We start from the raw sequence: 21,277 nt of genomic DNA, 5'->3' as shown, positions 1-21,277 counted from the left end.
TGCATGGACGACTACGGAGTGACCGGTGCGACCACCGGGACAGAGGTGTTGATGGCCCTACCGATCGGCGTGGTGTGGTCGGGGATCACAGCTGTCGAGCGGTACGGCGAATGGAGCCCGGAGTGCTACTACGGCGCCTGGCTCGAGGACGGGAAGCGGTTCGAGGCCCGGAACCGGTTCGCGGACGGCCTGGAGACACACGTGACCTGCGTGGTCACGGTCGCCGACGAGCCGCGGCGCTTCGGCTGGGACGTGTACGGCGACGAGGACGTCCCGTTCGCGCACTGGGAGTACGAGCTGGAGCCCAAAGGCGCGGAGACTCTGGTCCGGCAGTGGTTCACCCACGGACCCGGAGACAGCGGGCTCCGACTCGGCGTACTCAAGCACCCGGAGCGCGCGGCCGAAACGATCCAAGGCCGCCTTGACCAGCTCTCCCACAACATGCGCACCACGCTCCGAGCCATGCAGCAGACCCTGGCCTGATACGCACCCGAAGGGTCACCTCTCACCCGGGGGTTGCCCACAGACATGGCCGAGCGGCGTGCACCGGCTCGGGACACGCATGCGGCAGAGAGGCGGATATCCCTTGGTTTTGTGGGTTCTCTGGTGGTGTGGGAGCGGAGAACCCACAACTCGAACGGATATCCGGCGCTCCTGACGCATGTCTGGGTGATTCGCGACTTCCGACCCGGGCGTCCGAACCCCGCCCGGGGAGTGGGGTTAGGAGGCTTCGCTGGACTCGGCTGGGGCCGGCGGCACCCATAGGCAGTCGGCGGTGCCGTCGGCCAGGTGGGATTCGTAGATGGAGACCTTGTGGGAGATGACCCGCAGACACTCGGTGAGGTCCTCGATCTGGGTGGTGATGGAGTCCTGGTGGCTGCGTAGGAGAGCCAGCCGCTCCTGCTCGTTGCCAGATCCCTGCCGGACGAGCCCCGTGTACTTGCGGATCGTCTCCAGCGGCATCCCGGACGACCGGAACTTGATGCACATGTCCAGCCACTCGACGTCGTCCTCGGTGTAGACCCGCCGCCCGTTCGACTCCCGCCGTACGGCGTCCGCGAGCAAACCTTCCCGCTCGTAGAACCGCAGCGCGTGCACACTCAACCCGGTCCGCTCAGCCACCTGCCCGATACTCAGCCCAGCATCCATATGGGCACCCTAGATCACGCACAGCCCCCTACAGCAAGGGTTTCAACGCTTCCAACGCCTGATGTACGTCGGCCTCGGTCGAGTAGATGTGGAACGACGCCCGCAGTTTCCCGTCCCGGACAGCCGCCCGGATCCCGGCTGAAGCGAAGGCCTTGTCCGCTCCGGCGAGCGACGTACTGACGATCGCGGAGTCGCCCGGTGGGAGGCCGAGGCCGGCGCGGAACTCGTTGGCCAGGGCGAGGTTGTGGGCGTGGATCGTGTCGACGCCGATCTGTTCGACGAGCTCCAGGGCCGGGGCCGCGCCGACGAAGGAGAACCAGGCCGGGGACTGGTCGAACCTGCGGGCGTCGCCGGCCAGGATCATCTCGGTGCCGTAGTACGAGCCGTGGACCTCTCGTCCGGCGTACCAACCGGCTGCGGAGGGCCGGCAGAGCTCCTGCAACCGGGGTGACAGGTACCCGATCGTCGCGCCGCGTGGGGACATCAACCACTTGTAGGTATGTGCGATCAGCGCATCGACACCATCGACGCGCAGCGGCAACCAACCGACGGCCTGGCTCGCGTCGATCACCACGAGCGCGTCGATCTCCTTGCTGGCAGCAACCACCGCGGCGAGATCGAGTACGGCGCCGGTCGCCGACTGGACCGCGCTCACCGCGACCACGTCGATCCCCGGCCGGATCGCCGCGACCAGCTCAGCCCCGGGTACGCCGATCACTTCGACGCCACGGTCCGCGTGCACCTGCCACGGGTAGACGTTCGACGTGAATTCGACGTCGTCGGTCAAGACCTTCGCGCCGTCCGGCAACGCGGCCGCGATCGGCGCCACCGCCGCGGAGACCGTGCTGCCCACGAACACATCGGCCGCGTCGGCACCGACCAGCCGCGCGAAGGACTCCCGGGACCGGGTCGTCGACTCGTCCCACGGTTCCCAGCTCGTCGCACCGACCCGCCAGTCGGCGAGCGCGGCCTGCAACGCCTCCCAGCCGGGCCGCGGCGGCAAGCCGTACGACGCGGTGTTCAGCCAGCCCGGCTCCGGATCCCATAGCTCGGCGAAATCCATTGCTCCACCCTACGACTCCCGCAAATGCGCGAGCAGGATGGCCAACCGCCGCTGCGCCCGCGCGGTCCGGCTCTTCACCGTGCCGAGCGGTACGCCGAGCCGCTCGGCGATCTCGGTCTGGGTCAGGCCGTCGTAGTACGCGAGCCGCAGCACCTGGCGCTCCCGCGGCCGCAACTGCTCCAGCGCCTCCCGGACCTGCCAGGCCTGCCAGACCGCCACGATGCTCGGTGGCTCGGCGATCACGGTCTCGACCGCGTCGTCGAAGGTCAACTGCTGCTGGGTACGCCGTTCCCGCCGGTAGATGTCCACCGCGGCCCGGCGGGTGATCGCGTACAACCACGGCTTCAGCTCCCGCGCCGGGTCGAACCGGTCGGCCGCCCGCCACGCCTGCACGAAGGCCCGCTGTACGGCGTCGGCCGCATGCTCCCGGTTGCCGAGCAGGTTGAGCGCGGTCGCGTACATCGGCGCCGAGTAGCGCTCGTACATCTCGTCCAACGCCGACCCGTCACCCACCCGAAAGCGCTCGCCGAGCGTCTCCTGTTCCATCAAGGTCGTCATGGAACCCCATGCTCGGCGCGCCCACCCGGTGCCTACATCGGTGGCGATCACCTATCTCCTGGGCGTGATTGCCTACCGGACTTGACCTAGACAGCGCTCTAGCTCCTAGCGTTCCGGGCATCAGGACCGGAACGTCAGGAGGCTGCTGCAATGCGTTATCGCACGCTGGGTGGGACCGGGATCGAGGTCAGTGCGTACTGCCTCGGCTCGATGATGTTCGGCGCGATCGGGAACCCCGATCACGAGGACTGTGTCCGGATCATCCACGCCGCCCTCGATCAGGGCATCAACTTCGTCGACACCGCCGACATGTACTCGTCCGGGGAGTCCGAGGAGATCGTCGGGAAGGCGCTGAAGGGTCGCCGGGACGACGTCGTACTCGCGACCAAGGTGCACTTCCCGCTCGATGACGAGAGCCGCAACCGGAGCGGGAACTCGCGGCGCTGGATCACCCGCGCGGTCGAGGACAGCCTGCGCCGGCTCGACACCGACTGGATCGATCTCTACCAGGTCCATCGGCCCGATCACAGCACGGACATCGAGGAGACACTCTGGGTGCTGAGCGATCTCGTCAGCGCCGGGAAGATCCGCGCGTTCGGGTGCTCGTCGTTCCCGGTCGAGGACCTGGTGGAGGCGTACCACGTGTCCGATCGACGGGGGTACGGGCGGTTCCGGACGGAGCAACCGCCGTACTCGATGGTCAGTCGTGGGATCGAGCGGTCGGTGCTGCCGACGTGTCAGCGGCTCGGCATGGGCGTGCTCACCTGGAGCCCGCTCGCGTGGGGCTTCCTGTCCGGCAAGATCCGCAAGGACCAGCCGGTCGACCTCACCTCCGGCCGGGCCGCACTGGCACCCCATCGCTTCGACCAGTCGCTGCCCGCGAACGCGCCGAAGTACGACGCCCTCGAGCGTCTGATCGAGGTTGCCGAGGGGATCGGAGTGACGCTCCCCGAACTGGCCATGGCCTTCGTCACCGCCCACCCGGCGGTCACGTCGGTCATCACCGGCCCTCGCACGATGGACCAGCTGGACAGCCTGGTCAAAGCGGCCGACCTGACTCTCGACGACCCCACTCTCGACCAAATCGACGAGATCGTCCCCCCGGGCACCGACCTCTGGGACATCGATGCCGCCTGGCGCCCCGAGTCCCTCACCAATCCGTCCGTACGCCGCCGTCCCCTCGCCGACCGCTGACGGTGACCTCCCGGGGGAATCCGACGTACCTTGGTGAAGCTGACCCACCAGGGAGGGTGTTATGAGTTTTGACAGGCCCGGTCTGCCGCATCCCGGTCATGAACTGGACCCGGAGGTCGACGAGACGCTGCACGAGGAAGGCGTCGAGCTGACCGATCACGAAGCCGACGTCCCCGAGCACCCGGGCGGCCCGTCCGCCGGCCCGCAGCCGTACGTGCCCCGACACCCGGCCCCCGAGGCACCACCGGAGGACTGACGCCGTCGAAGCCGCCACGTGCATTACCGTATTTCCCCATGAGCGGTGATTGGGGGTGATGCCGTGGCGGTGACGATGCGGGACGTCGCGCGCCGGGCCGGGGTGTCGCCGAAGACGGTCTCCAACGTGATGAACGGGTATCCGTACATCCGCGCGGAGACGCGGACCAAGGTGCTCGCCGCGATCGATGCCCTCGGCTACCAGATGAACATCTCGGCCCGGAACCTGAAGTCGGGCCGGACCGGCATCATCGGCCTGGCCGTGCCCGAGCTGAGCCTGCCGTACTTCGGCGAGCTCGCCGACCAGGTCATCGTCGCGGCCGACGACCACGGCCTGACCGTGATGATCGAGCAGACCGGCGCCGACCGGGACCGCGAGCTGACCGTGCTCAGCCGACCGCGCGGCCACCTGGTCGACGGCCTGCTGTACAGCCCGCTCGGCCTCGGCCAGGAGGACATCGGCCAACTGAAGACGTCCACCCCGATGGTGCTGCTCGGCGAGCGGATCTTCCACAGCCCGGTCGACCACGTGATGATCGACAACGTCCCCGGCACCAAGGCCGCGGTCGAGCACCTGCTCTCCCTCGGCCGCCGCCGGATCGCCGTACTCGGCATCCACCCCGGCGAGAAGGTCGGTACGGCGGCCATCCGGTACGGCGCCTACGCCGACGCGCTCACCGAACACGGCCTCCCGGTGCCGTCCGAGCTGGCCTTCCCGGCCGGCCGCTGGCATCGCTCCACCGGCGCCGAGGCGACCGAACGGCTGCTCGCGTCCGGGCTGGAGTTCGACGCGATCCTCGGCCTGAACGACACCCTCGCGATGGGTGCACTGCGGGTGCTCTCCCAGCACGGAATCCGGGTCCCCGACGACGTCGCGGTGGCCGGCTTCGACAACATCGACGAGGCGCAGTACAGCACGCCGAGCCTGACCACGGTCGATCCCGGCCGCGCCCAGATCGCCCGGAAGGCGGTCGAACTCCTGGTCCGCCGGATGGCGGGCGACGACTCCGAACACGAGGAGATCGCGGCGCCGTACAAGCTCCACACGCGCGAATCCACCCTCGGCATCAGCTGACGTCTTGACGGCCCCGATCGCCGCGGGCATCATCTCTACACCGATGTAGTACACCGATGTAAAGCAGGCTCTCATGCTTGACGAATCCGCTCCTCGTCCACGGCGCAGAGCAGTACTTGGTGGCATGCTCGGCGCGCTCGCGCTCACCGGTTGCGGCACTCTCGGCAGCAAGCCGCGGGTCCGTGAATGGAACCTCTTCGGCGGCGGCGACGGCGCCCGGCTGCTGCAGATCCACCAGCAGTACGTCGCCGAACATCCCGACGTACGGTTCGAGGCGACCACCCTCGCCTGGGGCCCGCCGTTCTACACCAAACTCGCGATGTCGGCGGCCGGCGGCCGGGCACCCGAGGTCGCGACCATGCACATGTCCCGGCTGAAGGGATTCAGTCCGACGACGATGCTCGACCCGATCCCGGTCGAGCTACTGTCCGCGGCCGGCGTGCACCAGTCCGACTTCCTGCCGGCGACCTGGGACCGCTGCGTCATCGACGGCAAGCTGTACGCCGTTCCGCTGGACCAGCACCCGTTCGTCCTCTACTACAACCTCGAGATCTGCAAGAAGGCCGGCCTGCTCGGCCCGGACAACAAGATCAAGACCGTCAAGGGCGTGACCGAGTTCCTCGACATGCTCCGGGCGGTCAAGGAGACCACCGGCAAGTACGCCGTCTCCGTCGACACCACCAGCCCGTGGCGGCTGTGGTGGACGCTGTACGGCCAGCTCGAGGGCGAGCTCTTCAGTCCGGACGGCAAAGAGCTGGTGATCGACGACGCCAAGGCGCTCGAGGCCCTGGACCTGATCGCGAAGCTCGCGACCGAGGGACTCACGCCGCGGTCGGCGAACTACGCCGCCCTGGTCGCGCAGTTCAGCAACGGCGAGGCCGGGTTGAGCTTCAACGGTGAGTGGGAGGTCACGACGTACCAGACCGCGAAGCTGCCGTTCAGCATGGCGCCGTTCCCGGTCGTGTACGACGTACCGAAGTTCCAGGGCGACTCGCACACCTTCGTATTGCCGCACCAGGCGCACCGCAACGCCGACGACACGAAGGCGACGATCGAGTACATCGCCTGGATGCTCAAGCACAGCGTCGAATGGGCCGCCGGCGGCCACATCCCGGCGTACCAGCCGGTGGTGACGAGCCAGGCGTATCTGGACCTCAAGCCGCAGGCGGAGTACCGCAGCGTGGCACCGAACGTTCTGTACGACCCGGATGCGTGGTTCAGCGGTTCGGGAGCCCAGCTGGAGAACGAGTCCGCCGCGGCCTTCAACGGGATCGCGACCGGACAGGCCACTCCGAAGGCCGCGCTCGCCCAGTTCAAGGCCGCCACCCAGAAGCTCCTCGACACCCCGTCCCCGGTCTGAAAGGAGGCCCATCATGGCTGTGCAGACACCACCTCGTGCCCTCGGTAGCACTCGACCGGCCGCACCCAGGCCGGGCACTGGCCGCCCGTGGATGGAGCGTTGGGGCGGGCTGTTCTTCGTGGCGCCGTTCCTGCTGCTGTTCGCGGTCTTCCTGCTCTGGCCGATCGTGTCCGGGGTGTGGAACAGCTTCTTCAACACCAGCCTGGCCGGGGCCAAGCACGAGTTCCTCGGCCTGGAGAACTGGCGGGAGATGTTCGGTGACCCGGCGGTCTGGTCGTCGCTGAAGAACACCTTCGTCTTCACCGCGATGAGTACGCCGCCGCTGGTGATCATCGCGCTGCTGATGGCTCTGCTCGCCAACCGCAGAGGACTGCTCGGCTGGCTGTTGCGGTTCTCGTACTTCGCTCCGTTCGTCCTGCCGGCCACCGTCGTCACCCTGATCTGGGTGTGGATCTTCCAGCCCGGCTTCGGCCTGGTGAACGGGCTGCTGACATCCGGCGGGTTCGCCGAGATCGACTGGCTGAACACCGAGAACCGGGCCATGCTCGCGATCGTGATCACCACGGTCTGGTGGACCGTGGGATTCAACTTCCTGCTCTATCTGGCCGCCCTGCAAGGGATTCCGGCCCAGGTGTACGAGGCGGCCTCGATCGACGGCGCCAACGGGCGGCAGCAGCTGTTCCGGATCACGCTGCCGCTGCTGAGCCGGACCACCGGGCTGATCGTCGTACTGCAACTGGTGGCGTCGCTGAAGATCTTCGACCAGGTGTACCTGATGACCGACGGCGGGCCGAACTTCGCGACCCGGCCGATCATCCAGTACATCTACGAGAACGGCTTCACCAACTACCGGATCGGTTACGCGTCGGCGATCTCGTACATGTTCTTCGCGGTCATCGTGGTGGTCGCGCTGCTGCAGTTCAAACTGTTCTCCGGCCGGAAGGAGGCCGGCGAATGAAGACGACCTGGACCTTCCCGAAGGTGGCGACGATCGTCGGCGCCGTACTCCTGGCCGCGCTCTGGCTGGTTCCGTTGCTGTGGGCATTGGACACCGCACTCAAACCGGAACCGGAGACGACTCGGTCGCCGATCACCTGGTTGCCTGCGGCACCGACCATCGAGGCGTTCCGGAGCGTGCTCGACCAGGGGGACCTGATCCGCTGGTTCCTGAACAGCACGGTCGTGTCGGTCCTGGTGACCGGCCTGACCCTGCTGGTCTCGGTGCTGGCGGCGTACGGATTCTCGCGTACGACGTTCCCCGGCCGGCGGGTGCTGTTCGGGCTGATCATCGCCGGCATCCTGGTCCCGCCGCAGGTACTGATCGTGCCGCTGTTCCAGGAGATGACCGGGCTCGGCCTGGTCGACACCTACTGGGGCATCGTGCTGCCGCAGGTGGTCGCGCCGGTGATGGTGTTCGTGCTGAAGAAGTTCTTCGACGGCATCTCCCGCGACTACGAGGACGCGGCCCGGGTCGACGGCGCGTCCCGGTGGCGGATCGTCTGGAGCGTGATGGTGCCGATGTCGCGGCCGATCCTCGTTGCCGTCGGCATCTTCACGTTCATCGGGGCCTGGAACAACTTCCTCTGGCCCTTCATCGTGACCACCGACCCGTCGATGATGACGATCCCGGTCGGCCTCGCCAATGTGCAGGGCTCGTACGGCCTGCGCTACGCCCAGATCATGGCCTCCGCCGTGCTGGGCGGCCTGCCCTTGCTGGTCGTCTACGCCCTGTTCCAGCGCCATGTGGTCCGGGGAGTCGGCGACGCAGGCATCAAGGGATAACGACCCCTCAAGACAGGAGCAAACCTGGTGCCCTCTGCCACTTTGACCATCGACCCTGCGTTCACGATCGCGCCGGTGAACCGCCGTACCTTCGGAACCTTCGTCGAACATATGGGCCGGTGCGTCTACACCGGCATCTACGAACCGGGCCACGCGACCGCCGACGAGGACGGGTTCCGCAAGGATGTCCTCGAGCTGACCCGCGAGCTCGGCGCCTCGCTCGTCCGCTACCCCGGCGGCAACTTCGTCTCCGGGTACCGCTGGGAGGACGGTGTCGGCCCGCGGGAAGGACGGCCGCGCCGGCTCGATCTGGCCTGGCACAGTATCGAGACGAACGAGTTCGGCCTGGACGAGTTCATCCGCTGGTGCGCCAAGGCCGGCGTCGAGCCGATGATGGCACTCAACCTCGGTACGCGCGGAGTCCAGGAGGCACTCGACCTGCAGGAGTACGCCAACCACGCGGGTGGTACGGCGTTGTCCGATCTCCGCGAGCAGCACGGCGCCTCGCCGTACGGGATCAAGTTGTGGTGCCTGGGCAACGAGTTGGACGGGCCGTGGCAGGTGGGCCACAAGACGCCGACGGAGTACGGACGGCTCGCCGCCGAGACGGCTCGGGCGATGCGGATGATCGAGAAGGACCTGCAACTGGTTGCCTGTGGCTCGTCGTCGTCCGCGATGCCGTTGTTCGGCACGTGGGAGCGGGACGTGCTGCGGGAGACGTACAACTTCGTCGACTACATCTCGTGTCACGCGTACTACGGCAACGACGACGGCGACACGGCGTCGTTCCTGGGGTCGGCGGTGAACATGGACCGCTTCATCGATGCGGTCGTGGCGACCGCGGACCATGTCGGCGCGGAGCTGAAGAGCAGTAAGAAGATCGGTATCTCGTTCGACGAGTGGAACGTCTGGTACAAGGAGCGGTCCCGGCTGACCGACGGACCGGGCGATCAGTGGGAGGTGGCGCCGCGACGGATCGAGGACGAGTACAACGTCACCGATGCCGTTGTCGTCGGCAACCTGCTGATCTCGCTGCTGCGGCACAGCGACCGGGTCGAGGTCGCTTGCCTCGCGCAACTGGCGAACGTGATCGCGCCGATCATGACCGAGCCCGGCGGCCCGGCCTGGCGGCAGCCGACGTTCCACCCGTTCGCGATCACCTCCCGGCTCGCGGCCGGCCAGGTCCTGCAGGTGAAGACCGATGCACCGAACGTGAGCACGGCCAAGCACGGCGAGATCGCGGCCGTCGACGCGGTGGCGACGTACGACGAGGGCAAGCTCGCGATCTTCGCCGTGAACCGCTCGACCGAGGGCCCGATCGAGGTCACGATCGACGTCAGCCGCTCGGGCGTCACGACGATCGACGAGGCCTTGATCGTGCACGAAGAGGATTCACTGGCCACCAACTCGGCGACGAATCCGGATCGCGTCACCGCACGGGCTTTCGACGAAGCCGCACTTCTCGATGGCCGGTTGACGATTACGCTGCCAGCGATCAGCTGGACAGCGCTTTCTCTGTCGACGGACTGACGGGCCTGGTTCAGACTGGGTGCCCGTGAGCACCCAGTCTGAAACCGCAGAGACCAACCGGCTGGAGGCCTTCAGCGATGGGGTCTTCGCCATCGCGATCACCCTGCTCGTCCTCGAACTGAAGAGCCCCGAACTCGAGGACGGCGAGCGGCTCTGGCCGGCGCTGCGGCACGAGTGGCCGCAGTTCGCCGCGTACCTGACCAGCTTCGCGATCCTTGGCATCATGTGGGTGAACCACCACTCGATGTTCCGGCAGATCAAGCGGGCCGACCGCGGGCTGATGTTCCTCAACCTGCTGTTGTTGCTCTGGACCACGTTGCTGCCGTTCCCGACCAGTCTGTTCGCCGAGCATCTGCGCGACGAATCGATCAACTCGAACGTCGCCGCGGCCGTCTACAGCGCCAACCTGACCCTGGCCGCGATCGCCTTCAGCGCGATCTGGTGGCACGTCCTGCGCAACCACCTGGTCGACCACGACATGACCAAGGCCCAGATGCGTACGTCGCTGCTGCGCTACTCGATCGGGACCGTGATCTACGGGGCATGCATTGGCCTGTCGTTCATCTCGGCTCAAATGACACTTCTGGTCGTCTTCTTGCTCGCCTTGTACTACGGTTTCGAACAAGTCAGGACCCGCGCCTGAGGGGAGATCCGATGTACGACTACGACCTCGTGGTGATCGGATCCGGACCGGGCGGTCAGAAGGCCGCGATCGCCGGTGCGAAGCTGGGCAAACGGGTGGCGGTGGTCGAGCGGATCTCGATGCTCGGTGGCGTCTGCGTCAACACCGGGACCATCCCGTCCAAGACCCTGCGCGAGGCCGTCCTCTACCTGACCGGGATGGCGCTGCGCGATCTGTACGGCGCCAGCTACCGGGTGAAGTCCGAGATCACCATCGCCGACCTGATGGCCCGGACCCAGCACGTCGTCGGCCGCGAGGTCGAGGTCGTTCGGTCCCAACTGCTCCGCAACCACGTCGAGCTTCTGCACGGTACGGCGAGCTTTGTCGACGCCAACACGATCCAGGTCACCGGTGCGGGGCGTGGCGAGACCAGCACGGTGACCGCGGCGAAGGTCGTGATCGCCACCGGGACCCGGCCGGCCCGGCCGCCGCAGATCGAGTTCGACAACCGGCATGTGCTCGACTCGGACGCGATCCTGCAGCTCGAGAAGGTCCCCGGTTCGATGGTCGTGGTCGGTGCGGGCGTGATCGGTATCGAGTACGCGTCGATGTTCGCCGCGCTCGGGACCCGGGTGACCGTGGTGGAGAAGCGCGACCGGATGCTGGAGTTCTGCGATCCCGAGGTGGTCGAGTCGCTCAAGTTCCACCTTCGCGACCAGGCCGTCACGTTCCGGTTCGGCGAGGAGGTCGAGCGGGTCGAGGTCTCCGAGCGTGGCACCGTCACTTCACTCGCGAGTGGCAAGCGGATCCCGGCCGAGATGGTGATGTACTCCGCCGGCCGGCAGGGCGTGACCGACGCGCTCAACCTGGCCGCGGCCGGGCTCGAGGCGGACTCGCGCGGCCGGATCAAGGTCGACGAGCACTACCGCACCGCAGTCGAGCACATCTACGCGGTCGGTGACGTGATCGGCTTCCCGGCGCTGGCGGCGAACAGCATGGATCAGGGCCGGTTGGCGGCGTACCACGCCTTCGGTGAGCCGGCCCGGGAGCTGGCCGGGCTGCAGCCGATCGGCATCTACACGATCCCCGAGGTGTCCTACTGCGGCGCGACCGAGGAGGAGCTGACCCGCTCGTCGGTCCCGTACGAGGTCGGCGTCTCCCGCTATCGCGAGCTCGCCCGCGGGCAGATCCTCGGCGACACCTACGGCATGCTCAAGCTGCTGGTTTCGACCGAGGATCGGACCCTGCTCGGCGTGCACGTGTTCGGCACCAACGCGACCGATCTGGTCCACATCGGCCAGGCGATCATGGGCTGCGGCGGAACCGTCGACTACCTGGTCGACACCGTGCTGAACTACCCGACGCTCTCCGAGGCCTACAAGGTCGCGGCCCTGGACGTCACCAACAAGATCAGAGCCCTCGAAGCCTTCGGAACCGCGTGATCCGTACGCCGGGCGCGACCTCGAGCTGATCGAGTTCGGTGTAGCCACGGGCCTTGTACAGCGTGGTCGCCGGAGTGTTGGCCGATCCGGTGGAGACGAGGCTCGTCGGCCGTGGCTCCAGCTGGTCAAGGTGGTCGAGGAGCGCCCGCCCGTGGCCCCGGCGGGCATGGGCCGGGTCGACGATCAGACGGCTGATCTCCACGGTCGCGTCGTCCGGGAACTCGTACGCAACCGCGCCGACAAGCGCGTCACCGTCGTACCGGCCGAGCCACTCCTCGGTGGAGGCCATCAGGCCGGCCAGGTCCTCCTGCAGGGGCGGGATGCCGTCGAATCCGATCAGTTCGGCTTCGACGGCGTACGCGGCGTGCTGGATGGTCAGCAATCGCTCGGCTAGCGCGCGGTCGGAGAGGTCGAGTGGTCTGATCACGCGCGCCAGGCTACGTCAGGCGGCTCTCCAGTAGCCGAGTGATTTCACCCGATGCTTCGGTACGGCGAGATCCTTGAGGACGTACGACGTGAGCGCGCGCGTGGTCGCGGTGTCACAGGCGATCCAGACGAACGCGTCCGGCCCGATGAACTCACGAAGATCCGTCTTCACGTTCTCGACCATCTCGTCGCGCGGAACGGTCCGGAGCTCGTGGTGGTCCTCGATCCGGAACGGCAACTCCTGGTCGGTCTCGTGCGTGGTCTCGAACCAGATCGTCGCGGGCAGCTTCGGCGCGACCGAAAGCAGCGAGTTGATCGCCGGCAACGAGGCCGGGTCGCCGATCACGAGCATCCGCTGCGGCAACGGGTCCGGCACCTCGAAGCCGGTCCCCTGCACGGTCGCCTCAATGGTGTCCCCCGGCTCGGCCTTACGGGACCAGTCGCTCGCGCAGCCGTCGTGCAGCGCGAACTCCAGGCTGAACGTGCCGGCGTCGATGTCTGGATCGACCAGGGTGTACGCACGCTGATGCGGCTTGCCCGCGTTGTCGAACCACAGTCGCACCCACATGGTCGGGTGCACCCCGATCGCCTGCAGCAGTCCGCCGTCGCTGAAATGGACTCGGCGATAGCGCTCGGTGACCTGTTCGGCCCCCGTCACGGTGAAGACGAAGTCCTTCCCGCGAAACAGCTTGAGCATCACGCCTTCCCAGCCATGCCCCACTGCGCACCTCCGGTGACAATAACCCTTGCGAGCACGATTGCTGCTTTGTAAGTTAGCGCAGCCTAACCTAACTGAAACGAGGGTGCGTTGTGAATGCGAGGGTGTTGCGGGACACGTACGGCGTACCGCACCTTGAGGCCGGAGACCCGCTCGCCCTCGTGTACCTGCAAGGCGTCACCACGGCGCGGGATCGCGCCTGGCAGATCGAGCTCGAGCGTCGGCGGTTCCTCGGGACGTCTGCGGCGTTCCTTGGTCCCGAGGCGGTCGCGTGGGACGTGTTCGCTCGGCAGGCGCGGTTGGCCGACACGGCTCAGCGATGCTTCGAGGCGCTGGACGACGAGACGCGCGAGTGGATCACGGCGTACGTCGAAGGGGTCAACCACGGGCTCCCCGGTGGGGCCATGCGGGCTCCGGAGTTTGCGGAGACCGGGTTGACGTTGGAGGCGTGGGAGCCTTGGGCGCCGCTGGGGATCTGGCTGGCGGTGCATGTGCTGTTCGCGGGGTTCCCGACGAAGTTGTGGCGGACTCATGTGGCTCGGCAGCTCGGTGACGAGTCCATCGACCTGTTTACGTCGGAGGGGCCGCATGGGGCCGGGAGCAACGGGTGGTTGATCCCTGGGCCTCGGACTGAGTCGGGGCAGGCTGTTCTTGCTGGTGATCCGCATCGGTACATCGAGAGTCCGGGGGTGTATCAGCAGATCGGGCTGCGGTGCCCCGAGTACGACGTGATCGGGCTCGCGGTGCCCGGGATCCCGGGGGTGGCGCATTTCGGCCACACGGGGAAGGTCGCCTGGGCGATCACGAACGCCATGGCCGACTACCAGGACCTGTACGCCGAACAACTCCGCCGAACGCCCTCCGGAGTCGAGGCCCTCGGGTTTGACGGCTGGAAGCCCTGCTCGACTCACCACGAGGTGGTTGAGGTGGCCGGCGCTGCGTCCGTCGAGGTCGAGGTGATCGAGACGGAACGCGGCCCGGTAATCATCCAGGGCGCAGACTCAACTCAAGCAACTTCTCTTCGGTATCCACCTCGGGTTGTAGGGCGGCTTGGGTTTGAGGTTTTGCCTAAGTTGCTTCGGGCGACGACTGTGGATGAGGTGGATGCTGCGGTTGAGGGGTGGGTGGAGCCGGTCAACGTGGTTCTGGCGGCTGATACGGCCGGCGGGTTGTTGCATCGGACTGCCGGGATCGTGCCGCGACGGCATCCTGACAACCGGATGCGAGTTGTGCCTGCGTGGAAAGTCGGGCATGAGTGGGACGGCTGGGAGCCGATGCCTCGGGCAACCGTCGACGGGCCGGCCGTGATGGCCAACGCGCGTGAGCTGGCGGCTCCACTCGGCGTCGAGTTCGCCTCGCCGCACCGATCCCGCCGGATCCGCGAGCTCATCAGCACTCGAGACCGCTGGACAGTCGATCAGATGCCGGAGATCCACACCGACACCCACCTCGGCTCAGCCCCAGCCATCCTGGATCTCCTGGCAGACCTGGAAGATCTCTCCCCCGAAGCCACCAAGCTCCGCACCGAGTTGCTGGAGTGGGATCGCCACATGGATGTCGCGAGTACGACAGCCTCGACCTACGCCGCGGTCCGCAAGGCCCTCGTCTCCCGCCTGACCGACCACTTCGGCGTACTCGAGAACGCCGAAGGCCCGGAAGTGTTCGCACCCTGGATGGACACCCTCACCCACGTGTCGTATGCCCTGCAGAACCTCCTCCACGCAAACCTGCCAGACATCAACGTGACCTGGCTGGCGCGCGAAGCCCTCGAAGAAGTTGCCCACCGCAAACCTCGCCCACCCTGGGGCGAGACCCACCAACTCTCCCCACTCCACGCCCTTCGCGGTCCGCTCTTCGCGCCGAACGAGGAGCCGATCGATCTCGGCCTCTCCGGCGATCACCACTGCGTGATGTCCACCGCGAGCCTGCCCGGTCTCACCGACGTCTGCATCCGCGGCTCCGCCGCCCGCTATGCCTTCGACCTGGCCGATCGCTCCGCCAGTGGGTGGATCGTCCCGCTCGGCGCATCCGGCGTACTCGGCGATCCGCATCACCATGACCAGCTCCCGCTCTGGTTGCGCGGCGAACTGGCACCGGTGGAGGGCCCGCTCACCCGCGAGGACCGCAGCTTCGCGGTCGAGATCAAGGGCTTCGGCACCGTCCGTCTCGACGAGGCCGACCTGGACCGCGAGCTCGATCTCATCTACGAGTGGGTATCGGCCGAGCGCGCGACGTACTGGGGCATGGGTGAGCTGTCGCGGGACGAGATCGCGGCGACCTACCGCTTCCTGGACTCGGTCCCGACGCATCACGTGTACGTCGTACGACTGGACGACGTACCGATCGCGCTGCTGCAAACCTACGACCCGCAAGCCGATCCGGCGGGTTCGGCGTACGACGTCCAGCCTGGCGATCTCGGCCTGCATCTGCTGATCGCGCCCGGCGATGCGCAACCCGGCTTCACCGGGAACCTGTTGAGCGCCGTCGGCCAGTTCGTCTTCCTCCGCCTCGGTCACCCACGCGTCGTGGTCGAACCCGACAGCCGCAACGCCGCCGCCATCGACCGCTTCCACCGCACCGGCTTCACCCTCGGCCCCAAAGCCGACATCGTCCTCCCCGACGGCACCACCAAATCCGCGCAGTTCGCCTTCCTCACCCGGGAGCAGTTCCTGGGCTGACCTACTGATCCTTGTAGGTCGCGAGAGTGATTTCGAGGCGGTCTCGATCGAAGCGGCCAGGCTCGGCTGCTCGCAGTTCGCGGCTTTCGGCGGTCCAGAAAGCTGTTGCAGGTACGGCGGTCTGCGTCGGGGGAATAAACTTGAGAACCTCAGCTACGGCCGCGGCTGCGATGGTGAGGGCCTGTTTCCTGGATTGCGGGTCGTCTGGAGGCAGGTGAGTGGTGAGGTGGTCGGCGAGGGATAGCCAGTGCGTCGGGTCCAGGAGTTGGGAGGGCTCGGGGCCGCCGAAGTTGGGGAAGTCGCCCGGGGTTTCCGTTGGTGGCAAGGCGAAGTTGTACTCGCGGTCTGTGCCGCAGGTGGGGCAGGTTGCGTCGTAGGAGGTCACTAGCTCGCCGTCGACCAGAGCTGAGCCGTGGTGCCAGTCGGCGTCGGTAGCGCCGCAGGTGCAGGGGGTGAGGTCGAGGTAGAGACGGGCTTCGTCGCGAGTTCTTGCTATTGGCAACGTCATGGCTTCCACTTCCTCATTTCAACGGCTGCCTTCTGAGCCCGCCGCTGCGCGGCCAACGCGGCGGCTCCGGTGTGAATCGGCACCCATCCACTGGTTGTAGGCGCGGCCGGCGGCGCGGGTGCTGGTGCTGGTGGGGTTGGAGTGAGGTTGTCCACGAGGGCTTGGTACTCGTGCTGATGCAGGGTCAAATACGCCTCGCCGGTGGCGGCATTCGGTACGGCGTGACTCGTGACGACTCGGGTGGCGCCGCTCGGGGCGAGCGACGTACGCGAGAAGTTCAGGTCGTAGTCGACGCGGACCCGTACCGTGACCAGGTCGCCCTTCTCGAAGCGGCTGCGTTCGGAGCGGGAACCCCACACGTCTGAGGTGGTCTCACCGATCTGCTCCCCGCCGGACATCGTCCCGCTGACCACGTCGGGCGCGCTGAGCGTCCCCGAGCCGTCGATCGGCAGCAGTCGTCCCGTGGTGGTGCTGCTTGTCACGTTGTGCTGGCTCCGATTCACCTCACCGAGTTCACCACCCTGCATCGGTCCGCTCACCAGCTCCACCTCCGACACCCGCGCCCGTACGTCGACCTCGACGGTCTGCTGCTTGGCACCGGTCACCTCGAACGGTTCGAGCTGGAACCCTTCCTCCGACGCCATCCGGCTGAACGCCGCGTTGTGCGCCGACGCGGCCAGCTTCGACTCCAGCTCGGCCTGATGCGCCACCACCCCATCCGGACCGAGGAGATCATTCCGTCCAAGGATCCGCCGTACGACGTCCACCAGCCGCCCGCCGGTCCCCTCGACGTAGTACGTCGCCGGCAGTTGGGTCGCGAACTGGCCCGCCGGAGTGGCCGCAGCTGAGGGGGATTTGCCGAGCATCCCCTTCGGGATCAGCTGAACCATCCGTCCGGTCAACGTCTTCGCCGGCGCGGTGATCCGGGTGACATTCGGCGTGAGCCGCCGTCCCAGCGGACCACGGGTCGGCGTGGCGGAGTCGTGGGTGACCTCGACCGTGAGCCGGAGCCCACGCCCGACCCGCGCCGTTCCGTCGAACGTGGCCATCCGCTCCAATCGGGTCAGCTGTCCGGCCTCGGTGGTCGACGTACCCTCGGTCCAATCCGAGCCGACCGAGCCGGAGTGGACAGCGTCGATCGACCCGTTCACATCGAGCCCAGTCGTGCGGCCGCTGGACTGGGTGTGGGTCTGCTCGGTGTACAGGTAGCGCTGGCCGATGCTGACCACATCGTCGGCGGTGCCCAGATCCTCCGCCGCATCGACGAATTCGGCGCGCACCCGCAGCGAGACCTGGTCCGCGGAAAGCTCACCAGGCTTGCCCAGCGGATAGGTACGGACGAATCCGGTCGCACCGAGCATGTCCTCGAGCCGCCCCCACCAGCGCTTGCCGGCGAGGTCCGCGAACAGGCTCTGCCTCAGCACCGGATCGCTCGCGAGATCGACGCCGAGCTGGTTGCTCAGTTGGGCGTGCACCTCGGCCAGCAGGTCGACACCATCCAGTTCCAGGCTCTCGATCAGGGTCGCGCCGAGGTGAACGAGGTAGTGATCAGGCAGGTCGATCTGCCGCGGCTGGAGGTTCTGCGTCAGGATGCGCTCTAGGCGCTCCTCCGCACTGTATGGCGACGGCCGCGGACTCGGCTGCAGTTTCCCGGCCAGGGCCTGGGCAGTGTGTTCTGCAGCGAGTGCCGGTACTGGCGCTCCCGCGGCCCGCGCGTCTGCGAGATCCGCACGGTAGCGGCGTACCAGGCTGGTGGCGGCTCGGCGGTCGAGGGGGAGGTTGCCGTGCAGGTACCGCTCGACGGCGTCTGCGACCTGGTGCAACGGCAGGGGGAGCTCGCCCTGGCTGTAGAACCGGAGGGCGTCCCGTTCGGCGAGCTGGAACACGGTTGACGAGGCGGTCGGTGCCGCAGCTCCGTTGCCGACGGCAAGCTCCAGATGCAGGCCGGCGGTGAACACGTAGTGGCGGCCCGTCTCGACGGTCAGGCGTTCGACGCCCCAGATCGTCTGGCTGGTGCGGGCCTCCGAAGTGTTGGTTCCGGTGGAGGCTGTGAATCCGCCGCCTTGAGAGCGCTCCGAGGCACCGGCGGACGCCTCCAGACTTCCACTGGTCGAGTGTCCGGACGACGAGCCGTGGTTGCCGAGGGCAAAGTTGATGTCGCCGGAGACGGCTTCGGTGACGGCGACCAGGGTCGGGTCCTGGATCCGGCCGGTGAGCGCGACCTGGATGCGGCGGGAGATTCCGTTCAGGCTGGGCACGAGGAGCGTGGTGCGGTACGGGGTCCGTGTCCACTCCGGATGGGCGAGCAGGTTGCGTGGATTGAGGAACGCCGCGAGTTGTTGCCGGACCGCGGGCAACTTGTTCATTGCTTCTGGCAATAGTTTGGTGAGGTCGCCGACGCCCAGTGCGAGCAGGGCGGCTCGGTTGAGCACCCGGCTCGGCACCGGGCCGGTGGTCCGGGTCCCTATCGGTTGGCCGTCGTACGGCAGGAGGTCGCTGTCGATCAGCAGTCGCGCGGACTCGTTCGGCGTACTGCGGTAGATCTCTGTGCCGTTCTCGGTCACCGTCAGGGTGTGGCTGACCTCGAACACCGCGAGTGGGGAGGTGCTCTCCAACAGCGTGACCTGGTTGACCGTGCCGCCGGTGAACCACGCCAGTACGCGGGAGAGTGCCTGCCGGCCGTAGGAGAGCGATGCCTTCCCGTCGAGGCCTTGGGTCGAACTCATCGCGAGCGGGTCGGCGCGCCATGGCCACGCCTTCGTTCGCGAGCCCGAGCGGCCGGCTGTGTCGGAGCCGATGTTCAGCAGTGCGACGGCCTCGTCCGTACTCACTCCGGCGAACTTGGCGGCGTGCTGCTCGATCCCGATTCGGAGACTGATCGTCTGGGTTGGCTGACCGGTCCGGGGGCGAGTCAGCGTGACCACGAGTCCGCCTCGCGCGGCGATGTCGTAGCCGGCCTCGAGGCGCTCGGTCGCGAGTTGGGCACGGAGTTCCTCGAGGTTGAGGAGCTGCGCGTGCCGCTCGATCGGGTCGGTGGAGAGCTTCGTCAGATCTGGGTTTCCGTTGGCATCCAACGGCGGGAGAAAGCCGCGCCTGGCGAGATTGTCGACAATCGCTCGGAGAGCCGGCTCGCCACCGGTCACGCCTTGGACGTTCCACGGGCCGGCCGCGTTGAGGTTGCCGTCGTCGTCCGTTGCCCAGGACGGGAGCTCGTGCTTCCGGCCTGGTACGAGGGCGTCGGGCTGGACGTCGCCGCGCAGTACCGGCCGGCCGTTTCTCGTGCTGCCGGTCAACGTGGCCCGATCGACCGGGAGGCCGTGCCGGTAGGCGTCGTTCGCGCGGATGCGGGTCAGGATGGTGGTCTTGCCTGCGACCGGCTTCGCGGTCTCGCCGTTGAGGACGACGGTGACCTTGTGGTCGAGCACCATCCGGTAGCCCTGGGTGGGTCCGACGAAACGGTGTACACCGACGTGGATCGTCGTACCGCCTCCGGACAGAGACTCGGCGCGGGACGCCGAGCGGCCGCCGCCCACGGACGGGCCGATGTCGGTGCCCGTGGGGTCGATGTCCTGGACGGCTTCACCGGCATACCCGCCAGTGGCCGAGACGGAGGTGCTTGCGCCGAAGGTCTGCTGAACGCTCGCGCTGCTGAACCCGACCCGGACCGATTCCTGCCAGTGCGACGTACTCTCGGAGCCCACCAACTCGACCGACTCGTAGCGGACCGTCGTCTCCACCTGCACGTAGCCGATCGGCTTGCCGTCTGCGGAGAGCGGGCGTACGACATCCTCGGCCGACAGGCGGGCGGGGAGGTCCTCGGCCAGGGCGGCGCGGATCTGGTCCTCGACCTGCTGCCTGGTGGCGCCGAGACGATGGAGCTGGTCGTTGTTCGCGGCAATCACGTCGTCGGTTAGTTGCTCTACGCCACTGATCGAGGAGAGGAGGTGCGCGGGGAGGCGGCCGGTGGCGAGGTCCGGGCGGTGTTCGAGTTGGTGGGCCGGCGGGACGGTGTAGGCGTGCGAGGCCCAGGCGCGGAGCTCGTCGATGTCTCGCTTGTTGCCCTCTGCAATGGTTTCGGTCGCGGTCCAGCCGGTGGTGCGGTCGGTGCGGAGGTCGAGGTACCAGGACGCCTTGCCGGTGAAGAGGGTCGACTCGCCGCGGTTGTCCTCGACTGCTCCTAGCTGTGCATATTCGGCTGCGTTGGCGGTCAGCGCGCGGGTCCGGCCGGCCGACAGGTCGCCCTTCAACGTGAGGTCGCCGATCCAGCTCTGTCCGGTCGCGTGGCCGAGGAGCTTGAGCAGCGCCGACATCGGCAGAGTGAACGCGGTCGTGAACCGACCGGTCGAGGTCGCGGCCAGCTTCCGGGCGGTCTGTGTGAACAACCCACTGATCGTCTCCGACGCTTTCACCTGCGGGTTGAGCACTTCCACCAGTTCATCCACACTCAGGCGAATCCGCAGGTCAGCCGTAGTCTTCCGCCCGACCCTCAGCACCAGCCCTTCGTCGGTCACGATCTTGCCGAACTCAGCACTCAACAACTGCTGCAGATTCCCTGCCCCGAACCGTTGATCAATCCCCCGCGCCTTCAACACCCCATTGATCCGCTCAGCCAACGCCGTCAGATGCGGCAACCGCTCCGCCGGCATCAAACTGCCCAACACCGCTTCCGGCGGAGCCAACTCCCTCAGAGCCTCCTCCAACGCCGCAACCTCCCCAACAACCCAAGCCGCTTCAACCGCGACCCGCGCGGCCTGGTGCGCCGCCGTGCCGGCGTTACCGGTCTCCGGGACGGTGCCCGGCGTCGTACGGGAGCTTGCGTGTTGCGTCGTACCGGCGCTTGCACGTTGCGTCGTGTCAGCGCTTGCGTGTTGCGTCGTGTCAGCGCTTGCGTGTTGCGTCGTGTCAGCGCTTGCGTGT

General features: G+C 67.3%; 18 protein-coding genes. 11 read left to right on the top strand and 7 right to left on the bottom strand.

Features of this window, described 5'->3' with window-relative positions; genetic code table 11:
• Nucleotides 1–3 precede the first annotated feature (3 nt).
• Entirely contained in the window at nucleotides 4–483 is a 480-nt protein-coding gene (locus tag AB0L70_RS22170; RefSeq protein ID WP_363686951.1) for an SRPBCC family protein, read from the top strand.
• Nucleotides 484–720: 237 nt separating this feature from the next.
• On the opposite strand, the gene AB0L70_RS22165 is transcribed toward AB0L70_RS22170, so the two are convergent.
• The 3 genes from AB0L70_RS22165 to AB0L70_RS22155 are packed head-to-tail and all read right to left on the bottom strand — an operon-like array spanning nucleotide 721 to nucleotide 2,770.
• Nucleotides 721–1,149 (bottom strand): MerR family transcriptional regulator, encoded by a 429-nt coding sequence (locus tag AB0L70_RS22165; protein ID WP_363686949.1) that lies wholly within the window; start codon nucleotides 1,147–1,149, stop codon nucleotides 721–723.
• 28 nt (nucleotides 1,150–1,177) lie between these two features.
• On the bottom strand, nucleotides 1,178–2,212 hold the full coding sequence (locus tag AB0L70_RS22160; protein ID WP_363686947.1) for an aminotransferase class V-fold PLP-dependent enzyme: 1,035 nt from the start codon (nucleotides 2,210–2,212) through the stop codon (nucleotides 1,178–1,180).
• A gap of 9 nt (nucleotides 2,213–2,221) precedes the next feature.
• Entirely contained in the window at nucleotides 2,222–2,770 is a 549-nt protein-coding gene (locus AB0L70_RS22155) for a sigma-70 family RNA polymerase sigma factor (RefSeq protein WP_363686945.1), read from the bottom strand.
• A 150-nt stretch (nucleotides 2,771–2,920) separates the two neighbouring features.
• Here AB0L70_RS22155 and AB0L70_RS22150 point away from each other — a divergent pair, with 150 nt between their 5' ends.
• The 9 genes from AB0L70_RS22150 (at nucleotide 2,921) to sthA (ending at nucleotide 12,030) form a co-directional block, all read left to right on the top strand.
• The gene (locus AB0L70_RS22150; protein WP_363686943.1) at nucleotides 2,921–3,964 is read left to right on the top strand and encodes an aldo/keto reductase; all 1,044 of its coding nucleotides are present in this window, start codon (nucleotides 2,921–2,923) and stop codon (nucleotides 3,962–3,964) included.
• A 61-nt stretch (nucleotides 3,965–4,025) separates the two neighbouring features.
• Nucleotides 4,026–4,220: a hypothetical protein gene (locus tag AB0L70_RS22145; RefSeq protein ID WP_363686941.1), complete on the top strand. Its 195-nt coding sequence runs from the start codon at nucleotides 4,026–4,028 to the stop codon at nucleotides 4,218–4,220.
• A gap of 63 nt (nucleotides 4,221–4,283) precedes the next feature.
• Nucleotides 4,284–5,294: a LacI family DNA-binding transcriptional regulator gene (locus tag AB0L70_RS22140; RefSeq protein WP_363686939.1), complete on the top strand. Its 1,011-nt coding sequence runs from the start codon at nucleotides 4,284–4,286 to the stop codon at nucleotides 5,292–5,294.
• A 73-nt stretch (nucleotides 5,295–5,367) separates the two neighbouring features.
• Nucleotides 5,368–6,654, top strand: a complete 1,287-nt coding sequence (locus tag AB0L70_RS22135; protein WP_363686937.1) for an extracellular solute-binding protein — start codon at nucleotides 5,368–5,370, stop codon at nucleotides 6,652–6,654.
• 13 nt (nucleotides 6,655–6,667) lie between these two features.
• Entirely contained in the window at nucleotides 6,668–7,612 is a 945-nt protein-coding gene (locus AB0L70_RS22130) for a sugar ABC transporter permease (RefSeq protein WP_363686935.1), read from the top strand.
• Nucleotides 7,609–8,436: a carbohydrate ABC transporter permease gene (locus AB0L70_RS22125; RefSeq protein WP_363686933.1), complete on the top strand. Its 828-nt coding sequence runs from the start codon at nucleotides 7,609–7,611 to the stop codon at nucleotides 8,434–8,436. Before AB0L70_RS22130 ends, AB0L70_RS22125 begins: the two co-directional genes overlap by 4 nt.
• A gap of 27 nt (nucleotides 8,437–8,463) precedes the next feature.
• Nucleotides 8,464–9,966: an alpha-N-arabinofuranosidase gene (locus AB0L70_RS22120; RefSeq protein ID WP_363686931.1), complete on the top strand. Its 1,503-nt coding sequence runs from the start codon at nucleotides 8,464–8,466 to the stop codon at nucleotides 9,964–9,966.
• Between the two features lie 25 nt (nucleotides 9,967–9,991).
• Nucleotides 9,992–10,609, top strand: coding sequence for a TMEM175 family protein (locus AB0L70_RS22115; RefSeq protein WP_363686929.1), 618 nt, complete (start codon nucleotides 9,992–9,994; stop codon nucleotides 10,607–10,609).
• A gap of 11 nt (nucleotides 10,610–10,620) precedes the next feature.
• Entirely contained in the window at nucleotides 10,621–12,030 is a 1,410-nt protein-coding gene (sthA, locus tag AB0L70_RS22110) for a Si-specific NAD(P)(+) transhydrogenase (protein ID WP_363686927.1), read from the top strand.
• On the opposite strand, the gene AB0L70_RS22105 is transcribed toward sthA, so the two are convergent.
• Together AB0L70_RS22105 and AB0L70_RS22100 are read right to left on the bottom strand one after the other, a co-directional pair.
• Entirely contained in the window at nucleotides 11,999–12,457 is a 459-nt protein-coding gene (locus tag AB0L70_RS22105) for a GNAT family N-acetyltransferase (RefSeq protein ID WP_363686925.1), read from the bottom strand. The genes sthA and AB0L70_RS22105 overlap by 32 nt on opposite strands.
• A gap of 15 nt (nucleotides 12,458–12,472) precedes the next feature.
• Entirely contained in the window at nucleotides 12,473–13,153 is a 681-nt protein-coding gene (locus AB0L70_RS22100; RefSeq protein WP_363686923.1) for a siderophore-interacting protein, read from the bottom strand.
• 113 nt (nucleotides 13,154–13,266) lie between these two features.
• Between AB0L70_RS22100 and AB0L70_RS22095 the strand changes: the two genes are divergently transcribed.
• Complete coding sequence (locus AB0L70_RS22095; RefSeq protein WP_363686921.1) at nucleotides 13,267–15,852, top strand: GNAT family N-acetyltransferase; 2,586 nt, start codon at nucleotides 13,267–13,269, stop codon at nucleotides 15,850–15,852.
• A 1-nt stretch (nucleotide 15,853) separates the two neighbouring features.
• Here the strand turns inward: AB0L70_RS22095 and AB0L70_RS22090 are convergent, their stop codons facing one another.
• On the bottom strand, nucleotides 15,854–16,360 hold the full coding sequence (locus AB0L70_RS22090) for a hypothetical protein (RefSeq protein WP_363687427.1): 507 nt from the start codon (nucleotides 16,358–16,360) through the stop codon (nucleotides 15,854–15,856).
• Nucleotides 16,357–21,006: a hypothetical protein gene (locus AB0L70_RS22085; protein ID WP_363686919.1), complete on the bottom strand. Its 4,650-nt coding sequence runs from the start codon at nucleotides 21,004–21,006 to the stop codon at nucleotides 16,357–16,359. Before AB0L70_RS22085 ends, AB0L70_RS22090 begins: the two co-directional genes overlap by 4 nt.
• Nucleotides 21,007–21,277 lie beyond the last annotated feature (271 nt).

The sequence above is a fragment of the Kribbella sp. NPDC051952 genome, from assembly GCF_040680855.1.
Classification (GTDB): domain Bacteria; phylum Actinomycetota; class Actinomycetes; order Propionibacteriales; family Kribbellaceae; genus Kribbella.
The sequence above is the reverse complement of the archived record's forward strand: the minus strand, read 5'-3'. Positions and strand labels throughout refer to the sequence as shown.